General features: G+C 71.7%; 14 protein-coding genes and 1 pseudogene. 7 read left to right on the top strand and 8 right to left on the bottom strand.

The genetic code is table 11. From position 1 onward, the window contains the following. Window positions 1-2: 2 nt before the first annotated feature. Window positions 3-749, bottom strand: a complete 747-nt coding sequence (locus Msi02_RS07365; protein WP_079316448.1) for a PadR family transcriptional regulator — start codon at window positions 747-749, stop codon at window positions 3-5. Window positions 750-1,133: 384 nt separating this feature from the next. Here Msi02_RS07365 and Msi02_RS07360 point away from each other — a divergent pair, with 384 nt between their 5' ends. Both Msi02_RS07360 and Msi02_RS07355 read left to right on the top strand, forming a co-directional pair. Continuing rightward, on the top strand, window positions 1,134-1,856 hold the full coding sequence (locus Msi02_RS07360; RefSeq protein WP_204047649.1) for a metal-dependent hydrolase: 723 nt from the start codon (window positions 1,134-1,136) through the stop codon (window positions 1,854-1,856). A 256-nt stretch (window positions 1,857-2,112) separates the two neighbouring features. Further along, the gene (locus tag Msi02_RS07355) at window positions 2,113-4,887 is read left to right on the top strand and encodes an aconitate hydratase (RefSeq protein ID WP_204047648.1); all 2,775 of its coding nucleotides are present in this window, start codon (window positions 2,113-2,115) and stop codon (window positions 4,885-4,887) included. Between the two features lie 63 nt (window positions 4,888-4,950). On the opposite strand, the gene Msi02_RS07350 is transcribed toward Msi02_RS07355, so the two are convergent. Further along, window positions 4,951-5,283 (bottom strand): type II toxin-antitoxin system PemK/MazF family toxin, encoded by a 333-nt coding sequence (locus Msi02_RS07350; protein ID WP_204047647.1) that lies wholly within the window; start codon window positions 5,281-5,283, stop codon window positions 4,951-4,953. Further along, the gene (locus tag Msi02_RS07345; RefSeq protein WP_204047646.1) at window positions 5,273-5,599 is read right to left on the bottom strand and encodes a type II toxin-antitoxin system TacA family antitoxin; all 327 of its coding nucleotides are present in this window, start codon (window positions 5,597-5,599) and stop codon (window positions 5,273-5,275) included. The genes Msi02_RS07350 and Msi02_RS07345 overlap by 11 nt, the downstream gene beginning before the upstream one ends. A 176-nt stretch (window positions 5,600-5,775) precedes the next feature. Here Msi02_RS07345 and Msi02_RS07340 point away from each other — a divergent pair, with 176 nt between their 5' ends. Then, window positions 5,776-6,501 carry a sulfite exporter TauE/SafE family protein gene (locus Msi02_RS07340; protein WP_204047645.1) on the top strand — a complete coding sequence of 242 codons (726 nt, stop codon included), beginning with the start codon at window positions 5,776-5,778 and terminating at the stop codon, window positions 6,499-6,501. A gap of 97 nt (window positions 6,502-6,598) precedes the next feature. Here Msi02_RS07340 and Msi02_RS07335 read toward each other — a convergent pair whose 3' ends face one another. From Msi02_RS07335 to Msi02_RS07325, 3 genes are read right to left on the bottom strand one after another with little or no spacing between them, the layout of a single operon-like run. Further along, the gene (locus Msi02_RS07335) at window positions 6,599-9,604 is read right to left on the bottom strand and encodes an FtsX-like permease family protein (protein WP_204047644.1); all 3,006 of its coding nucleotides are present in this window, start codon (window positions 9,602-9,604) and stop codon (window positions 6,599-6,601) included. Continuing rightward, window positions 9,601-10,419 (bottom strand): ABC transporter ATP-binding protein, encoded by an 819-nt coding sequence (locus Msi02_RS07330; protein WP_239108197.1) that lies wholly within the window; start codon window positions 10,417-10,419, stop codon window positions 9,601-9,603. The genes Msi02_RS07335 and Msi02_RS07330 overlap by 4 nt, the downstream gene beginning before the upstream one ends. After that, complete coding sequence (locus tag Msi02_RS07325) at window positions 10,416-11,051, bottom strand: ABC transporter ATP-binding protein (RefSeq protein ID WP_079316457.1); 636 nt, start codon at window positions 11,049-11,051, stop codon at window positions 10,416-10,418. The genes Msi02_RS07330 and Msi02_RS07325 overlap by 4 nt, the downstream gene beginning before the upstream one ends. A 380-nt stretch (window positions 11,052-11,431) precedes the next feature. Here Msi02_RS07325 and Msi02_RS07320 point away from each other — a divergent pair, with 380 nt between their 5' ends. From Msi02_RS07320 to Msi02_RS43060, 4 genes are all read left to right on the top strand, one after another. Next, window positions 11,432-12,556: a sugar ABC transporter substrate-binding protein gene (locus Msi02_RS07320; protein ID WP_079316458.1), complete on the top strand. Its 1,125-nt coding sequence runs from the start codon at window positions 11,432-11,434 to the stop codon at window positions 12,554-12,556. 206 nt (window positions 12,557-12,762) lie between these two features. Then, entirely contained in the window at window positions 12,763-13,539 is a 777-nt protein-coding gene (locus Msi02_RS07315; protein WP_079316459.1) for an ATP-binding cassette domain-containing protein, read from the top strand. Beyond that, the gene (locus Msi02_RS07310) at window positions 13,536-14,783 is read left to right on the top strand and encodes a sugar ABC transporter permease (protein WP_079316460.1); all 1,248 of its coding nucleotides are present in this window, start codon (window positions 13,536-13,538) and stop codon (window positions 14,781-14,783) included. The genes Msi02_RS07315 and Msi02_RS07310 overlap by 4 nt, the downstream gene beginning before the upstream one ends. 82 nt (window positions 14,784-14,865) lie before the next feature. After that, the gene (locus Msi02_RS43060) at window positions 14,866-16,071 is read left to right on the top strand and encodes an ROK family transcriptional regulator (RefSeq protein ID WP_079316461.1); all 1,206 of its coding nucleotides are present in this window, start codon (window positions 14,866-14,868) and stop codon (window positions 16,069-16,071) included. Between the two features lie 15 nt (window positions 16,072-16,086). Here the strand turns inward: Msi02_RS43060 and Msi02_RS43055 are convergent, their stop codons facing one another. Together Msi02_RS43055 and Msi02_RS44455 are read right to left on the bottom strand one after the other, a co-directional pair. Further along, window positions 16,087-16,563, bottom strand: coding sequence for an SDR family NAD(P)-dependent oxidoreductase (locus tag Msi02_RS43055; RefSeq protein ID WP_239108232.1), 477 nt, complete (start codon window positions 16,561-16,563; stop codon window positions 16,087-16,089). A gap of 388 nt (window positions 16,564-16,951) precedes the next feature. Further along, a pseudogene (locus Msi02_RS44455) lies at window positions 16,952-17,758 on the bottom strand (SDR family oxidoreductase); the annotation flags it as partial. Window positions 17,759-17,933 lie beyond the last annotated feature (175 nt).

Below are 17,933 nucleotides of genomic sequence, written 5' to 3'. Positions count from 1 at the left end.
CGTCATTCCTCCACAGGGTCGCCGTCGGCGAGGATCTGGTACAGCCGCCGCCTGGTCTCGGTCAGGACCTGCCTGGCCTGCCTGACCTGGCCCTCGGTGCCCGAGTGGGCGATCTGGAACAGCGCGGACGCCGCCTGCCTGGACAGGTCGAACAGCTCGTGGACGTTGTCCCCGATGTCCGGCGTCATCTCCTCCCAGGGCGCCCGGACCTCGTCCCCGTGCTCCTCGACGTAGGCGCGGCCGGCCTCGGTGAGCTGGAACGTCTTGCGCCCGTCGGTCTCCTCCGCGCGCACCAGGCCCTCGTCGGTGAGCTGCTGCAGCGCCGGGTAGACCGCGCCGGGGCTGGGCTTCCATCCGCCCTGGCTGCGCTCGGCGATCTCCTGGATGATCTGGTAGCCGTTGCGCGGCTCCTCGGCGAGCAGGGCGAGGATCGCCGCCCGTACGTCACCGCGCTTGGCCTTCCTGGGCCGTCCGAAGCCCCGGGGGCCGAACGGGAAGTTGCCGCCCGCCCACGGCGGCCCGAACGGGCCCGGCCCGAAGCCGCCCCATGGGCCGCGCCCCCGCATGCCGCCCCTGTGCCGGTGCTCGTGAGGGCCCCCGCCCTCGTGACTTTCCTGGTGCCACATGGTCGCCCCCTTCATCAACGCCTCGTGCATCGCGCGCCGCATGTGGCGGCGCATCTCGTGTCTGAGCCGGTGGCCGAACTCCGGGTGCGCCCAGGGTCCGCCGACCGTGTGTGCCGAACTCATCGCAGTGCCCCCTTCTGGTTCACGATTCGTTCTCGATGGCTCAACGATATATCGCGAGCGTTCCGGCGACAATCCACGGGTAAGAGTGACATAGCTCACGAGGAAGTTTTTTCGAGTAGGGGGAACAGGCCCCGAGACCGTAGCGTTATCTCTCACGAAGACGGGATCGTTCTGCTCTGAGAGGGCTGGGGGGTGCTCTTGGAGCGGGACGATCCCGTCTTTGTCGTTCCGGCCGCCGCCCCGCGCGGCACGCTCGGGCCGCTGAAGCTCCGTGGCACGTTCCCGCCGCCGCCGTACGACGGAGGGCGACACGGGCCCGGGCGGGTGGGTGCTTCGCGGAATTTGTCGGTGCTTTGCCGTACAGTCTCAAAGCGTGATCTTGTCATGATGGGGCACTCGCACGCCCTCAGCGGGGCGGCGGTGTGGCTGGCGGTCGCGCCGGCCCTGGTGGCGCTGCCGGGAGCGCTGGGGCATCCGGAGCTGGCGACGATGACGGGGCCGATCCTGACCCCGCCCGAGCTCGTCGCGGGCGCCGTGGTGTGCGCGGGCGCGGCCATGCTGCCCGATCTCGACCACCCCAGCGCCACGATCGCCCAGACGTTCGGACCGGTGACCTGGCTGCTCAGCAAGGGTGTGAACTTCGTGAGCGGCGGGCACCGCCACGCCACCCACTCGCTGCTGTTCAGCGTCCTGATGGGAGTGGGCGCGCACCTGCTCGGCGAGCGCTACGCCATCGGGCGAGACATCCTGGTCGTGCTGATGATCGGCCTGGCGATCCGCGCCGTGGGCATCGGCGTGCCCGGCAAGACGCTCACCTCCGCGATCGTGAACGTGGGACTCACCGCGGGGCTGTTCCTGACCTTCATGACGCTCGGGGTCACCTACTCCTGGCTGGGGCTGGCCATCGGGATCGGCTGCCTGGTGCACGTGATCGGCGACTGCCTGACCGAGCGCGGCTGTCCCGTCTTATGGCCGATCAAGGGGCGCTGGCTCCTGCCGTGGGACATCGGCATCAAGACCGGCAAGGCGTTCGAGAAGCAGTTCCTCGGTCCCGCCCTGTCGATCGTGGTGATCGCGCTGTTCTGCCTGCGGCTCATGCCCGCATGAGCGGGGACGCGCCCGAAGCATCTGCAGGAACTTCCCGAAAGCCGAAAAATTCGGCTGTTTGCCGACGTCAGCCCTGTGGCCGTCGGCCTACCCATTAGTAACTTGATGTCGAGATATCTTGAGGGATATCTTGACGTCGAGACATCCGCCGAGCCGCACAGGTTAGGGCAACCTAATTGTCGGGAGTGTCCCGTGCGTGCGGGAGGATGCACACGAAAACCTGTGACAAGCCCGGAACCCTGGGGAGGCGAACTTCGTGTCCGCGAACAGCTTCGGCAGCCGTGACACGCTGCGCGTCGGTGACGCGTCATACGAGATCTACCGGCTGGACGCCGTCGAGGGGTCGGCGCGCCTCCCGTACAGCCTCAAGATCCTGCTGGAGAACCTGCTCCGCACCGAGGACGGCGCGAACATCACCGCCGACCACATCCGCGCCATCGCGGGCTGGGACCCGAACGCCCAGCCGAGCGTGGAGATCCAGTTCACCCCCGCCCGGGTGATCATGCAGGACTTCACCGGCGTGCCCTGCGTCGTCGACCTCGCCACCATGCGCGAGGCCGTACGCGACCTGGGCGGCGACCCCGCGAAGATCAACCCGCTCGCGCCGGCCGAGATGGTCATCGACCACTCGGTCATCGTCGACTTCTTCGGCCACCCCGACTCCTTCGTCCGCAACGTCGAGCGGGAGTACGAGCGCAACCGCGAGCGCTACCAGTTCCTGCGCTGGGGTCAGACGGCGTTCGACGAGTTCAAGGTCGTCCCGCCGGGCACCGGCATCGTCCACCAGGTCAACATCGAGCACCTGGCCCGCGTGGTCATGACCCGCGACGGCAAGGCGTACCCGGACACCTGCGTGGGCACCGACTCCCACACCACGATGGAGAACGGCATCGGCGTCCTCGGCTGGGGCGTCGGCGGCATCGAGGCCGAGGCCGCGATGCTCGGCCAGCCGATCTCGATGCTGATCCCGCGGGTGGTCGGCTTCAAGCTGACCGGCAAGCTGCCGGCCGGCGCCACCGCGACCGACCTCGTGCTCACCATCACCGAGATGCTGCGCAAGCACGGCGTGGTCGGCAAGTTCGTGGAGTTCTACGGCGAGGGCGTCTCCAGCGTGCCGCTGGCCAACCGCGCCACGATCGGCAACATGAGCCCCGAGTTCGGCTCCACCTGCGCCATCTTCCCGATCGACGGCCAGACCATCGACTACCTCAAGCTCACCGGCCGCTCGCCGGAGCAGGTCGCGCTGGTCGAGGCGTACGCCAAGGAGCAGGGCCTGTGGCTCGACCCCTCGGCGCCCGAGCCCGTCTTCAGCGAGTACATCGAGCTCGACCTGTCGACCGTCGTCCCGTCGATCGCCGGGCCCAAGCGCCCGCAGGACCGCATCCCGCTGGCGGACGCCAAGTCGGCCTGGCGCGCGGCGGTCCGCACGTACGTCACGGACGAGTGCATCGAGGGCCCCGCCGACGAGGCGTCGGCCGAGTCGTTCCCGGCGTCGGACTCTCCGGCGATCTCCCACAGCGGGGCGGGCGACGTGCCGCACGCCGTGCGGCGCAACGGCGAGCGGCCGCACCGGCCGACCCCGGTCACGCTGTCGGACGGCACCTCGTTCGAGATCGACCACGGTGTCGTCACGATCGCCGCGATCACGTCCTGCACGAACACCTCCAACCCGTACGTCATGCTCGGCGCGGCCCTGCTGGCGAAGAACGCGGTGGACAAGGGCCTGTCGCGCAAGCCGTGGGTGAAGACCTCGCTCGCCCCGGGCAGCCAGGTCGTCACCGGTTACTTCGAGCGGTCCGGCCTCCAGCCCTACCTGGACAAGCTGGGCTTCAACCTCGTCGGCTACGGCTGCACCACCTGCATCGGCAACTCCGGTCCGCTGGAGCCGGAGATCTCAGCGGCGATCCAGGAGAACGACCTCGCGGTCACCGCCGTGCTGTCGGGCAACCGCAACTTCGAGGGCCGGATCAACCCGGACGTCAAGATGAACTACCTGGCCTCGCCGCCGCTCGTGGTGGCGTACGCGCTGGCCGGGACCATGGACATCGACCTGAACAACGAGCCGCTCGGCGTCGGCTCCGACGGGCAGCCGGTCTTCCTCAAGGACATCTGGCCCGCGCCCGAGGAGGTCGCGGCGGTGGTGTCGGAGTCGATCAGCCAGGACATGTTCCAGCGCGACTACGCGGACGTGTTCAAGGGCGACGAGCACTGGCAGTCGCTGCCGATCCCGACCGGCGACACCTTCGAGTGGGACCCCGAGTCGACGTACGTCCGCAAGGCGCCGTACTTCGACGGCATGCCCGCCAAGCCTGAGCCGGTGACGGACATCAGGGGCGCCCGGGTCCTGGCCAAGCTGGGCGACTCGGTCACCACCGACCACATCTCGCCCGCGGGCTCGATCAAGGCCGACACGCCGGCGGGCCGCTACCTGCGCGAGCACGGCGTCGAGGTCAGGGACTTCAACTCGTACGGCTCCCGCCGCGGCAACCACGAGGTGATGATCCGCGGCACGTTCGCCAACATCCGGCTGCGCAACCTGCTGCTCGACGGCGTGGAGGGCGGCTACACCCGCGACTTCACCAAGGGCGGGGAGCAGGCGTTCATCTACGACGCGTCGCAGAACTACCAGGCCGCCGGCATCCCGCTGGTCGTCCTGGCCGGCAAGGAGTACGGCTCGGGGTCGTCGCGTGACTGGGCGGCCAAGGGCACCGCGCTGCTCGGCGTGCGCGCCGTGATCGCCGAGTCGTACGAGCGCATCCACCGGTCGAACCTGATCGGCATGGGCGTGCTGCCGCTGCAGTTCCCGGAGGGCGAGAGCGCCGAGTCGCTGGGCCTGACCGGCGAGGAGACCTTCGACATCGTCGGCGTCGAGGAGCTCAACACCGGTTCGACCCCCGCCACCGTCACCGTGCGGGCCGGGGACGTCGAGTTCCAGGCCGTCGTGCGCATCGACACGCCCGGTGAGGCGGACTACTACCGCCACGGCGGCATCATGCAGTACGTCCTGCGCTCCCTGCTCGCCAAGAGCTGAACCGCATCGACATGACGCTGTCCTGGGCGGGATCTCGGTCCCGTCCAGGACGACGCCGCTGTCCTACAGCATGTCGACGACCCAGTCGGCGATCTCCGACAGTATGTCGGGCGGAACGACTCCGATTCTTGTGCCGAATCGTTCAGGTGAGAGCGCGCGTAGCTGTTCGACCATCGCCCAGCTCGTCTTCGGCAGCCCCGTTTCCTCGGGCGCTATCTCGATGTGCGTGTCCCAGCCCCGGAATCGTGTCGTCAACGGGACGGCGAGCACGGGGTCGCGTACGAGCCTGTTGAAGATGTCGTTGCTGACGACGACGGCGGGCCGGCCGTACCCTTGCTCGCGGCCGATCGGGTCACCGAGGTTGGCCCACCAGATGTCGCCTTGCCTAACCCTCATCCCTCTCCTTGGGTTCGTCGGGGAGATCCTCGGGCGCATCGATCAGCCCCTCCCACTCGGGGGCGATGCGGTTTGACGGAGGGCCGAGCCACAGGTCGCGCTCTGCGACGTACTCCGCCCAGCCTTCCGGGTCTTCCTTTCGCGTCCGCTCCATCTGCTCTGCGACACGCTGCCAGCGGAGCTTCTTCCTGTGCTCCCTCACGGCGTCCTCGACCAGTGCGGTCATGCTCTTGCCTTCCTGCTCCGAGAGTTGCGCTATCAGGTCTCTGATCTCGACGCTGACCCGGATCGTCGTGTGGCGTTGCTCGCTCCCCATACCGCGAGGCTACGATCCTGTCTACAAAAAGCGCTATGGCGATGTCGCCACGTGGGAGTCTACGAAGGCTCTGATTACTCTCGCAACATATTTCAATTACTGACGGTGATTGTCCGAGTTCCTGGGCCTGGATAACCGGTTGCCGGGGCGGCGGGGGGCGCCGCTAGGGTCCGCGCATGGATCACGACGTGGCGCTGCTGCTCATCGCGGGCGTGGCCGTCTTCATCGGGGCGGTCGTGCAGGGCGGGGTGGGGTTCGGGCTGGGCCTCGTGGCCTCCCCGCTGATCACCCTGCTCGACCCGACGGTCATGCCCGGCGCGGTCCAGGTCGTCAACATGGCGATGCCGCTGTTCACCCTGGCCAGGGAGTGGCGCAGGGCCGAGTGGCGGGGGGCGGGCTGGGCCCTGCTGGGCCGGCTCCCGGGCAGCGCGATCGGCGCCCTCGTGGTCGTCTACGTGAGCACGGCGACGCTCGGCGTGCTGGTCGGCGTGATGGTGCTGGTCGCCGTCGTGCTGACCGCCCGCGCCGTCGCCGTGCCGCGCAACGGCGCGACGCTGACGGCCGCCGGGTTCCTGTCGGGGATCACCGGCACGGCCACCGGGATCGGCGGCCCGCCGATCGCCCTGGTCTACCAGAGCGCCCGCGGCCCGCAGATCAGGGCGACGCTCGCGATGTTCTTCTGCGTGAGCGCCGCCCAGTCGCTCGTCATCCTCGCCCTCCTCGGCAAGCTGCCGCCGCGCGCGCTGGCCGCCGGAGCGGCGCTGGTGCCGTTCGTCCTGCTCGGTTTCGCGGTCTCGGGGCCGCTGCGCCGCTACCTCGACGGCGGGCGGGTCCGTACGGCCGTCCTGACGGTGGCCGCCGTCTCGGCCTGCGCGCTGCTCGGGCAGAGCCTCGCCCACTGAACGGGCTCACTGAACGCGCTCATTCAACTGGGTCCAGGGGCCGCCCCCGGGCCACGGCGGGTAGCCGACCGTACGGCCGGGAGGTCCGCGGATCGAGTCAGGCCGGCGCCTCGCGCAGACGCTCGACCCGGACGCCGCGCAGGAGCAGTTCGGCGGTCGCCGCGGCGGCGACCAGGCAGGCGGCCAGGGCGGCGGCCGCCACGAGGACGACCGGGCCGGGGACGATCGTGTACGCGAGCGCCGGCGTCAGCGGCGGCTCGGCGAACTCGGGCACCCGGGGCAGCGCCACGCGGGCGGCCGTCACGCCGGCGAGCACGCCGGTGAGACCGGCCCACGTCAGCGTCACGGCCTGCTCGATCAGCAGGGAGCGCCGCAGCGGGCCGGCGCGGGCCCCCGCCGCCTCCAGGGCGGCCAGTTCCAGGGTGCGCCGCCGCGCGGCCGCGTACAGTGCCAGGACGGCGCGGCCGAGGGCGAGCAGGGCGGCGGCGCCGGCCGCCACGACGAGGAGGATCAGCGCGAGACCCGGCCCCTCGCTCGCGTAACCGGTCCGCAGGCCCGCGGTGGTGCGGGTGGCCAGGACCGGCACCCCGGCGGCGCGCAGGCCCGCGAGGACCGCCCCCGCGCGGCTCGGCGCCGCCCAGATCTCGAACTCGGCCTTGTCCGAGTATCCGTACGCGGCCCGATCGGCCAGTTCGATGTCGACCACTCCGCCAGCGGCATCGAGGCCGGGCACGGCGGCGGCGGGCACGGCCGGGACGTACCCGGAGGCGAAGGCGTCGTCGAGGCCGGGCAGCTTCCGGTTGCCCGGCGTCCCGCTGGTCAGGGCGGGCAGCGGATCGGGGAACGTGGCGGGCACGGCCGCGCCCGCACCCCCGGCCGCCCCGGCCCAGGGGGACATCGACAGGACGAGCCCGGCCTGGCCGGCCACGGCGGGCCGCCACCTCGCCCGGTCGGTGAGGCCCGCGTCGAGGGCGGCCCAGCGGCCGTCCCGCCGCACGTCCAGCCCGACGACGCCCAGGTCGCCGGGCGGATGCTCGAAGTCGCTGGTGCCGGTGGGCGTGGACTGGACGCGCAGCCCGCGCAGCTCGCAGGTCCCCGTACGGCAGGCCGGGGGCAACCCCCACTCGTAGACCATCCGCCCGTGCTCGGGCCGGGCGAGGGGGAGCACCGAGGGCCGGTCCTGCCCCGGCACCCGCACGCTCGCGAACAGGACGATCGTCCAGCCGTGAGGGATGTCGCCCACGGCGAGGCGGGCCCGGATCCGGTCGCCGATGAGCGGCACGCGGGGAGCCACGGGGGCCGTCAGGCGCGGCGTCAGGTCCTCCAGCGCCCGGCCTCCCGCGTACGACGGACGCCAGAGCGCGACGGCGGCGAACCTGGCGGGGTCGGTCGCCAGCATGACGGGCGGCCCGGGCATGCGGACGACCGGCGCGCTGCCGGGGATGCCGGCCGACACCCGCCGTAGCGTCGCGGCGTCCCCGGCCCGGACCACGAACACGGTCTCCGCGCCGTTGTGGACGCGGGCCACCTCGGCGAAGTTGCGCGAGGTCACCGACCACGCCGCGACGGCGAAGACCGCAAGGCCCAGCCCCGCGCCGAGCACGATCACCGTGCTGCCGGTGGCGCTCCCACGGGCGATCTGGCGTACGGCGAGGAAGGGCGCGATCCCGCCGTGCGAGCGGGTGAGCCGGAACAGCGCGGCGCACGCGAGCGGCAGCAGCCGCCGCGCGAGCAGCGCGAACGCCACCGCGAGCAGACCGGGCGCGAGCAGGGCTCCCGTGTTCTGTCCGGCGGAGCCGCTGATCGGGCCGCCGGCGAGCAGTTCGACGAGACCGACGCCGGTGAGGGCGAGCACCACGGCCTCGGGGATCCAGGTGCGGCGCCGGGCGCGCGGGGTGCGCCGCCACTGCTCGACCACGGGACGCGTGATCGCGCTCCACGCCGCCGCGGCGGCGGCGAGCAGCCCGCCCGCGACGGCGGCCGGGCCGTACAGCGCGGTCGGCCCGTCCAGCGTGACGGGCACGTCCGCGCGCAGGAACTCGCCGGCCAGCCGCGCGGCCACCGCCCACGCGGCGGCCAGGCCGAGCGGCAGTGCCGCCAGCAGCAGCACCACGGGTTCCGACAGGCCGAACGCCCACACCCGCGCGGTGCTCAGGCCGCGCAGCCGGGCCAGGGCGGTCTCCGGGGCGCGGGCGGCGACGAGGTCGCGCACGGTGAGGAACAGCAGCAGCCAGCCCAGCGCCACGAGCTGCAGGGTCACGAGGGTCACCGGCACCGACAGCGAGTCGGTCTGGCGGCGGATCCGCGTGAGCGTGTCGTCCATGTGGGTGAATACCGTGACGGCGTCCCCGCTCCGCCCCATGCCCGCCAGCCGGGCGTGCGCCGACTCCAGCCCGGCCAGGTCACCCCCGCCGATCACCCGCGGGTCGGTGTAGACGATCGCGTAGCCGGTCCAGGCGTTCCCGGCGGCGGCGTCGGCGGCGCTCGCGCCGGTCGGCAGGCCCGACCGCGCCTGCGTCTCGGGGACCGTGAGGAGCGGGTCGCCGTTCCCCTCGCTCACCCCGGCCGTCTGGGGGAACAGGTTGCGGCCGAACCAGAAGGGGTCGCCGGGGTCGGCCCGGTAGATACCCACCACCCGCAGCGGCACGAGGCGCTCCTCGCCGTCCTCCCTGGTCGTGATGGAGGTGAGCTTCACGTCCGCCCCGACCCGGAACCCGGACGCGCGGGTCACCATGATCTCCATGGCCGAGCGCGGGCAGCGGCCCCTGAGCAGCGTCACGTGGCCGCACTGGCCTTCCTGCCACATCAGCGGGTAGGTCTTCTTGCCCCGCGGGTCAGGGCTGAGCAGCTCGGCGCCGGGAACGGGCGGCCGCAGGTACGGCGCGGACACCCGGCGGGCGAGATCGGCGGCGTCACCCCGCACCGACGTGACACGCCAGCCCCGGTGGTCGGGAGGGGCGGTGTCCAGGGCGTCGCGGAGCACGGCGGCGCGCGCCGCCTGGGCGTAGAGGGGGCCGAGGGACGCGGCGGCCACCGTGACGGCGGCCACGACGAGAAGCGCGAGCGACAGCCACCGGCGCCGCCACAGGCCGCGGAGCGTCATTCGCCGGCCCTCCGCAGGATCACGCCGTCGCGCAACGGCTCGACCCGGGCCATCGACCCCGGCGGCAGTAGTTCGTGATACTCGGGCGGAAGCTGGACCGCACCCTCGCGCCCGATCACCACGAAGTCCTCCCCGTCCCTGCCCTCGGCGCCGATCCGCCCGTCCCTGATGGTGACCGTACGGCTCATGGCCTCGCTGACCCGGGGATCGTGGGTGACCACCACGGACGTCGGGCCCATCTCCTTGATCAGCTCGACCACGGCCCGGCCCGACTCCGCGTCGAGCTGGCTGGTGGGCTCGTCGGCGAGCAGCAGGCGGGGCCGGTTGGCCAGCGCGATCGCGACGGCGAGGCGCTGCTGCTCGCCGCCCGACAGCAGCCCGGCCGGGCGGTCCCGCACGGAAGTGAGGCCGACCCGCTCCAGCAGTTCGCCCGCCGGCCGCCGGGCCCGCCGCCGTACGGCCCGCTGGGCGAAGGCGACGTTCTGCGCCGCGGAGGCGTACGGGATGAGGTTGCGGGCCGGATTCTGCATGACGACGCCGATCTGGGCGGCCCGCAGCCGGTCGAGCGCGCGCGGGCCGAGCCTGCCGACCTCGGCGCCGCCCAGCCACAGCCGTCCTGCGCTCGGCCGCAGCAGCCCCGCGAGCAGCCACAACAGGGTGGACTTGCCCGCTCCAGAAGGCCCGAGCAGTGCGACGCTCTCGCCGTCCTCGACGACCAGGTCGATGTCGCGCAGCGCGACGACCTCGATCTCCCTGGTCTTGTAGATCTGCACGACGCCGTCGCAGCGCACGGCCGCGTTCGCAGGAGCGGTCACCGCCGGCTCACCGCCGCCCGCAACTCGACCACGCGGTCGCACCGTCCGGCCACCTCCGGATCGTGGGTGGCCACGACCAGGGCGGCGGGCGACGCGAGCAGCGCCTCCAGCACCAGCGCCCGGTTGACCTTGTCCTGCTCGGCCGTCGGTTCGTCGGCGAGCAGCACCCGCGGCCGGAGCGCGAGGGCCCGGGCGACCGCTACCCGCTGCTGCTGGCCGCCGGACAGCTCCTCGACCAGGTGCTCGGCATAGGCCGTGAGCCGCATGCGCGCCAGCGCCTCGGCCGCCTCGGTCCGTGCCTCCCCGGCCGTACGGCCCGCGGCGCGCAGGGCGACCTCCACGTTCTCCGCGGCGGTCAGCAGCGACAGCAGGCCGTAGGACTGGAAGACCAGCGCGGTCTCCCGGCGCAGGTCCGGGCGCTCGCCGAGCGGTACTCCGCCGACCAGCACACGGCCGGAGGCGGGCGCCAGCAGGCCGCCGAGCGTGGTCAGCAGGGTGGTCTTCCCCGAGCCCGAGGGGCCGACGAGGGCGACGCGCTCGCCCGGCGCGACGTCCAGCGACAGGTCGCGCACGACCTCACGGCCGCCGGCGCGGCAGCTCAGCGACTGGCAGGACAGGACAGGCTGGGGCATCACCGGCCTCCGCATCGCCGGCCCCGCCGCCACACGCGGGGGGCGTCCCCGCCGACAGTAGGAGCCCCTTGGTCACGAACGTGTCACGATCACCTGTCGAACCGGGCCGGGGCGGAACGCCGTCCGATGTTGATCGTGCGTTTCTTCATTGTTACCGCAGACAACAAACGTTACCGTCCTGTGTCTTTCACCACCTGGGCTTTGGGCTTACGTTGTCTCAAACAACATTCCCTGGAGCGGTGAACGCCGTGACCCGGCCCCTGCCGTACCGGGTGGCCAAGGTGCCTACAGCCCACAAGATCTGCCCAGACGACGGGACGGGGCACCGGCTCGGCCGCACCCCCTCATAGACCCCCAGTCAAAGAAAGGACCCACGCATCATGCGCAAGGGGATCCTCAGCATCGGCGCCGCGGCCGCGGCGCTCACCCTCGGTCTCACCGCCTGCGGGGGCGAGAGCGGTGACACCTCCGCGCAGTCCAGCGGCGCCCCCTCGTCGGCCGCCGCCGGTGACGCCAAGCCCGGCAAGATCGGCGTCATCCTGCCGGACAGCAAGTCCTCCGCCCGGTGGGAGACCGCCGACCGCAAGTACCTCGAAGAGGCGTTCAAGGCGGCGGGCGTCCAGTACGACATCCAGAACGCCCAGGGCGACAAGACCGCGTTCCAGACGATCGCGGACCAGATGATCACCAACGGCGCGACCGTCCTGATGATCGTCAACCTCGACAGCGGCACCGGCAAGGCCGTGCTGGACAAGGCGAAGTCCCAGGGCGTCGCGACGATCGACTACGACCGCCTCACGCTCGGCGGCAGCGCCTCCTACTACGTGTCGTTCGACAACACGGCGGTCGGCAAGCTGCAGGGCGAGGGCCTGGTCAAGTGCCTGACCGACAAGAAGGCCGACAAGCCGATCATCGCCGAGCTCAACGGCTCGCCGACCGACAACAACGCCACCCTCTTCAAGCAGGGCTACGACAGCGTGCTGCAGCCGAAGTACGACTCCGGCGACTACAAGAAGGGCCCGGACCAGTCGGTTCCGGACTGGGACAACACCCAGGCCGGCACGATCTTCGAGCAGATGCTGACCCAGGAGCCGAAGATCGCCGGCGTCCTCGCCGCCAACGACGGCCTCGGCAACGCCGCGATCTCGGTGCTGAAGAAGCAGAAGCTGAACGGCAAGGTCCCGGTCACCGGCCAGGACGCCACCGTGCAGGGCCTGCAGAACATCCTCGCCGGCGACCAGTGCATGACGGTCTACAAGGCCATCAAGAAGGAGGCCGACGCCGCCGCGCAGCTCGCCGTCTCGCTGGCCAAGGGCGAGAAGCCGCAGGCGAGCGGCACGGTCAAGGACACCGAGGGCAACCGTGACGTCCCCTCCGTGCTGCTGGAGCCCCAGGCCATCTACTTCGACAACGTCAAGGACGTCGTGGCCGACGGCTTCGTGAGCAAGGACGAGCTGTGCACCGGCGACTTCGCCGACAAGTGCACCAAGGCCGGCATCAGCTAAGCACATCCATCCACCGGGTGCGTACGGCGACGCGGACCCCCTGAGCGGGTGACGTGCTGAGCCGCGACGAGCACCGTGCGGGGCGCCCCCTCCTGACCTGGCACCGTTCTGACCAGGCACAGGGCGCCCCGCACCGCCCGGAGCGACGAGAGGCGGCCCGGAGAACGGCGCCGTACCGGCCCCATCGATCTACGGAGTAGCCCATCGTGTCCCAGGGACCGATCCTGGAACTGCGCGGCATCAACAAGAGCTTCGGCCCCGTGCAGGTCCTTCACGACGTCGCCTTCTCGGCCTATCCGGGCGAGGTGACAGCACTCGTCGGCGACAACGGCGCCGGCAAGTCGACGCTGGTCAAGTGCATCGGCGGCATCCACCCGATCGACTCGGGCGAGTACTTCTTCGAGGGCGAGCGGGTCCACGTGAGCGGGCCCAGGGACGCGGCGGCGCTGGGCGTCGAGATCGTCTACCAGGACCTCGCCCTCTGCGACAACCTCGACATCGTCCAGAACATGTTCCTCGGCCGCGAACGCCGCAGCGGTCTGGTCCTGGACGAGGACACGATGGAGGAGATGGCGGCCAAGACCCTGGCCGGCCTGTCGGTCCGCACCGTCAAGTCGCTGCGCCAGCACGTCTCCAGCCTGTCCGGCGGTCAGCGGCAGACCGTGGCGATCGCCAAGGCCGTGCTGTGGAACAGCAAGGTCGTCATCCTCGACGAGCCGACCGCGGCCCTCGGCGTCGCGCAGACCGCCCAGGTGCTCGAACTGGTCCGCCGCCTGGCCGACAAGGGACTCGCGGTGGTGCTCATCTCCCACAACATGAACGACGTCTTCGCCGTGTCCGACCGGATCGCGGCGCTGTACCTGGGACGGATGGCGGCCCAGGTCAAGGCATCCGAAGTGACGCACGCACAGATCGTGGAACTGATCACCTCCGGGCGCAGCGGGGAGCTCGGGCTCAAGAACGGCAACGGAGCGGCATCATGACAACCGAAACGCTCCCCAAGCAGGAGAATGCCGAGTCCGCACTCGGCGTGCACGTCAAGGGCTACCTCGAGCGGGTCAAGGGCGGTGAGCTGGGGGCGCTGCCCGCGGTCTTCGGCCTCGTCATCCTCTGCGTGGTCTTCTCGGTCCTGCGCCCGGCCTTCCTGTCGGCGGTCAACTTCGCCAACCTGTTCACCCAGGGCGCGGCGGTCGCCGTCATCGCCATGGGCCTGATCTTCGTGCTCCTCCTCGGCGAGATCGACCTGTCCGCCGGTTTCGCGAGCGGCGTCTGCGCGGCGGTGCTCGCCGTGCTGCTGACCCTGCAGGGCTGGCCCTGGTATCTCGCCGTCCTGGCCGCGATGGTCACCGGCGCGCTCATCGGCCTGGTGCTCGGGTCGCTGGTGGCCAAACTCGGCATCCCGTCCTTCGTGGTCACGCTGGCGGCGTTCCTGGCCTTCCAGGGCGTCGTGCTGCTGCTGGTGAAGGACGGCACCAACATCTCGATCCGGGACGAGACGATCCTCGCGATCGCGAACAAGAACGTCCCGCCGGTCGCCGGCTGGGTGGCGCTGGTCGTGGGCGTCGCCGCGTACGCCGCCATCCAGTTCCTGCAGGCGCGCCGCCGCGCGGCCCGCGGCCTGGTCGCCACTCCCATCGCGGTCATCGCCGCCCGGGTCGTGACGCTCGCCGTGGTCGCGGGCGTCGCGGTCTACGTGCTCAACCTGGAGCGCAGCCGCAACGCGGCGATCGTGTCGCTCAAGGGTGTGCCGATCGTCGTCCCGCTGATCGTGATCCTGCTGATCGTCTGGACCTTCGTACTGCGGCGCACGGCGTACGGCCGGCACATCTACGCGGTCGGCGGCAACGCCGAGGCCGCCCGCCGGGCCGGCATCAACGTGGACCGCATCCGCATCTCCGCCTTCGTCATCTGCTCCTTCATGGCCTCGATCGGTGGCATCATCGCGGCGTCGCGGGCCAACTCGGTCGACCCCAACACCGGCGGCAGCAACGTGCTGCTGTTCGCGGTGGGCGCGGCCGTCATCGGCGGCACCAGCCTCTTCGGCGGCAAGGGCCGGGCGCTCGACGCGCTGCTCGGCGGCGCCGTGGTCGCGGTCATCGAGAACGGCATGGGCCTCATGGGCTACAGCGCCGGCGTCAAGTTCGTCGTGACCGGCTCGGTGCTCCTGCTCGCCGCGGGCGTGGACGCGCTGTCGAGGAAGCGCGCGGCGGCGACCGGCAGAAGATGACGTGATCGGGCCCGATAAGGTGATCTCCGACCCCTGACCTGCTCAGGTTCCCCCCGACCCCACGGAATCCGAGGCTGCCCCGATGATGCGCGCCGGTCCCTCACAGGAGGAGATCCGCAAGCACAACCTCGGGACACTGCTGCGGCACGTCCATCTCGGGGGGCCGACCTCGCGGGCCGAGCTGACCTCGCTGATGGGGCTGAACCGGAGCACCATCATGGCGCTCACGGCGGACCTGACGGCGGCCGGCCTCGTCAGGGAGGAGTTGCCCAAGGACACCGGCCGGGCGGGACGGCCGTCGCTGGTCGTCCGCCCGGAGACGGCGCGCGTCTACGTGCTCGCCTTCGAGGTCGGGGTCGACCGGCTGGCCGCCGCGCGCATCGGCCTCGGCGGCGTGATCCTCGACCGCCGCGAGGTCGTACGGGCGCGCGGGCCGTTCGACATGGCGCAGGTCGTGGGGACGCTGGCGGGCTTCGCCCGGCAGATGCGGCGCAAGACGCGCGAGGACACGATCTGCGTCGGCGCGGCGGCGGCGGTCTCCGGAGTGGTCCGCGCCTCCGACGGCGTGGTCAGGATCGGGCCCAACATCGGCGCGTTCGAGGTGCCGCTGGGGGAGGAGCTGACGAAGCGGCTCGCGCTCGGGCTGCCGGTGGCGGTGGGCAACGAGGCCAACCTCGGCGCGCTCGCCGAGCACACCCGCGGGATCGGCGCCGGCTGCCGCGACCTGGTCTACCTGCACGGGGACGTGGGCATCGGCGGCGGCATCATCGTGAACGGCCAGCTCCTCGGGGGGTACGGCGGGTACGGCGGCGAGGTGGGCCACATGGTGGTCAACCCCGACGGCCGCCCGTGCGCCTGCGGCTCGCGCGGCTGCCTGGAGGCCGAGGTGGGGGAGCCGGCCCTGATGGAGCACGCCGGCCGGTACGGCGAGATGATCGGCAGGGACGCGGTCCGCGCCGTCGTCGACGCCGCCGACCGGGGCGACGTGATGGCCCAGGAGGCCCTCGCCCACGTGGGCAACTGGCTCGGGCTCGGCGTCGCCAGCCTGGTGAACATCTTCAACCCCGAGATGGTCGTCTTCGGCGGCATCCTTCGGGAGATCTACCTGGGCTCGGCCGCCCAGGTGCGCAGCCGGATCGCCACCGGCACCCTGCGCGCGACGCGGGAGCAGGTCCGGCTGCGCACCTCGGCCCTGGGCGACGACGCGACGCTGATGGGGGCCGCCGAGCTGGCCTTCGCCCAGGTGCTCGCCGACCCCCTCGAAGCACTGTCCCGGGTCGCCCCCTGAGTGACGGCGAAGACGCTACGCGGCGGCGACGAACGCCCTGAACTGCCGCTCCAGCGTCTTGGCCGCACCGCCACGCCAGCTCTCGGCGATGGCCTCGGACACGGGGTCGGGGAAGATGTCCTCCTCGTCCTTCTCCACCCCGTCGAAAACGGCTCGTGCGACGGACTCCGGAGACGCCTTCGGTATGTCGAGGTTTCGGGACATGCCGGTGTCGATGGGTCCGGCCAGGACGGCATGGACGCCGACGCCCCGCCCGGCCAGAAGAGCACGCAGCGCCTGCGTCATGGAGAATGCGGCCGCCTTCGAGATCGCGTACGCCGGCTGGACCGGCACGGCCGCGATGGCCGACAGGGACGAGATGGTGACGATGGCGCCCCGGGAGCGAGTCAGCAGCGGCAGGAAGCCCTGGGTGACGTCGTAGGTACCGAAGAGGTTGACGGCGAGGAGTTGCTCGAGAGCGGAACGGTCGCCGAGGTCGGCGTAGAGCGCCAGGCCGGCGTTGTTGACGAGGACGTCCTTGTGCGATGGTGCAGGCCGGGCTTCGGTACGCTTCGTACCGGCCGCCGTCCACGCGCTGGTAGACGACGAGGGCGGGCTGGCCGTTGGCCTGGGTGGGCTCCATCCGCCACAGGTCCGGGACCAGTACGTGATCGGTCAGGAACCCGACGACGGCCTGCCGTCCGGTGAACCAGGTCGGGATCGGCGGCATCTCCAGCTCGACGTCGGCCCGGGTGAACGCCTCGACATAGTCGTCGAGGAGGATCCGCCGGGTCTCCTCGTCCGGCTCGGCCAGGTCGTCCTCGACCGGTCCGGCCGCGGCCAGGCGGGACCGGGCGCGGCGCAGCGCGCTGTCGACGGCGGCGGCCGTCGTGTCCAGCATCTCGGCGACCTCCGCCGTGCGGAAGGCCAGCACGTCGCGCAACGTCAGCACGGCCCGCTGCCTGGCGGGCAGGAGCTGGAGCGGCCCGGAGGCGGTGATCCGGTATTCCGCTGCGCTCCCCGGGTCGTGGGCGAGGTCCACGACGGCCCTGGCGACCTGTTCGGCGGTGAGGATGGGCTGCATTCCCTCGGCGAGGGTGCCCGGGGCCACGCCCTGGCGGGCGGCGTATGCGGCGACCGCGGCCGAGCCGAGGGCGGTGGCCGGAGTCAGCTGCGGGTACAGCGCGACCAGCCGGATGCCCAGCCCGGCCCGCCTCGACTCCTCGGCCGCGTACCGGCTGATGTAGCCGATGGCGGCCTTGGCGCCGGCGTATCCGCCGCTGAGGGGGGACCCGGCCTGGACGGCCCCGCTGGACATCGTGACGATCACGCTGCCGGGAGGCAGCGGCTCGCGCAGCCCCGCCCGGATCCAGGTGAAGACGTGCCGGGTGTCGGCGTGCCAGTTGCGGCCGAAGGTCTCCCAGGTCTGCTCGTGCAGGGGCGCCAGGTGCGGCGCCGCACCGGCGTTGAGGACGATCAGGCCGGGACGGTGCTCGCGGATCACCTCGTGCGCGAGCGTCTCGTCGGTGGCGTCGGCGGGCAGGGGGGTGAAGGCCCTGCCGAGGCCGTGGCGCACGGCACCCAGCTCTTGCTCGTCGCGCGCGACGCCGACCACACGGGTGCCGGAGGCGACGAGCGCGGCGGCGATCGCGCGCCCGAAGCCCCGGCTCGCGCCGGTGACGACGGCGGTCTGGAAGGGGTTCGACATCGAAGGCTCCGTAGGGTGGAGGAACTCGTTCGATATCAAGACCCGTCACCGGAGGAGAATCCGGCGTCGCACGCGAAAACCGGGGGAGTGATCTGCGTCACAGCCCGGATGCCTCCGCTCGTACGGCGCGTCGAGCGCCTCTTCCACGGGCGGCGGCGCCCCGCAGGCGGCGCGG

Origin of the sequence: Microbispora siamensis (genome assembly GCF_016863095.1) — a bacterium.
Lineage (GTDB): Bacteria > Actinomycetota > Actinomycetes > Streptosporangiales > Streptosporangiaceae > Microbispora > Microbispora siamensis.
The sequence above is the reverse complement of the archived record's forward strand: the minus strand, read 5'-3'. Positions and strand labels throughout refer to the sequence as shown.

Excerpts from the sequence above, each read along its gene's own strand:
- Msi02_RS07365 (WP_079316448.1), bottom strand. The coding sequence starts at position 749 with ATGAGTTCGGCACACACGGTCGGCGGACCCTGGGCGCACCCGGAGTTC.
- Msi02_RS07360 (WP_204047649.1), top strand. The coding sequence starts at position 1,134 with ATGATGGGGCACTCGCACGCCCTCAGCGGGGCGGCGGTGTGGCTGGCG.
- Msi02_RS07350 (WP_204047647.1), bottom strand. The coding sequence starts at position 5,283 with ATGAGGGTTAGGCAAGGCGACATCTGGTGGGCCAACCTCGGTGACCCG.
- Msi02_RS07345 (WP_204047646.1), bottom strand. The coding sequence starts at position 5,599 with ATGGGGAGCGAGCAACGCCACACGACGATCCGGGTCAGCGTCGAGATC.
- Msi02_RS07340 (WP_204047645.1), top strand. The coding sequence starts at position 5,776 with ATGGATCACGACGTGGCGCTGCTGCTCATCGCGGGCGTGGCCGTCTTC.
- Msi02_RS07335 (WP_204047644.1), bottom strand. The coding sequence starts at position 9,604 with ATGACGCTCCGCGGCCTGTGGCGGCGCCGGTGGCTGTCGCTCGCGCTT.
- Msi02_RS07325 (WP_079316457.1), bottom strand. The coding sequence starts at position 11,051 with ATGCCCCAGCCTGTCCTGTCCTGCCAGTCGCTGAGCTGCCGCGCCGGC.
- Msi02_RS07320 (WP_079316458.1), top strand. The coding sequence starts at position 11,432 with ATGCGCAAGGGGATCCTCAGCATCGGCGCCGCGGCCGCGGCGCTCACC.
- Msi02_RS07310 (WP_079316460.1), top strand. The coding sequence starts at position 13,536 with ATGACAACCGAAACGCTCCCCAAGCAGGAGAATGCCGAGTCCGCACTC.
- Msi02_RS43060 (WP_079316461.1), top strand. The coding sequence starts at position 14,866 with ATGATGCGCGCCGGTCCCTCACAGGAGGAGATCCGCAAGCACAACCTC.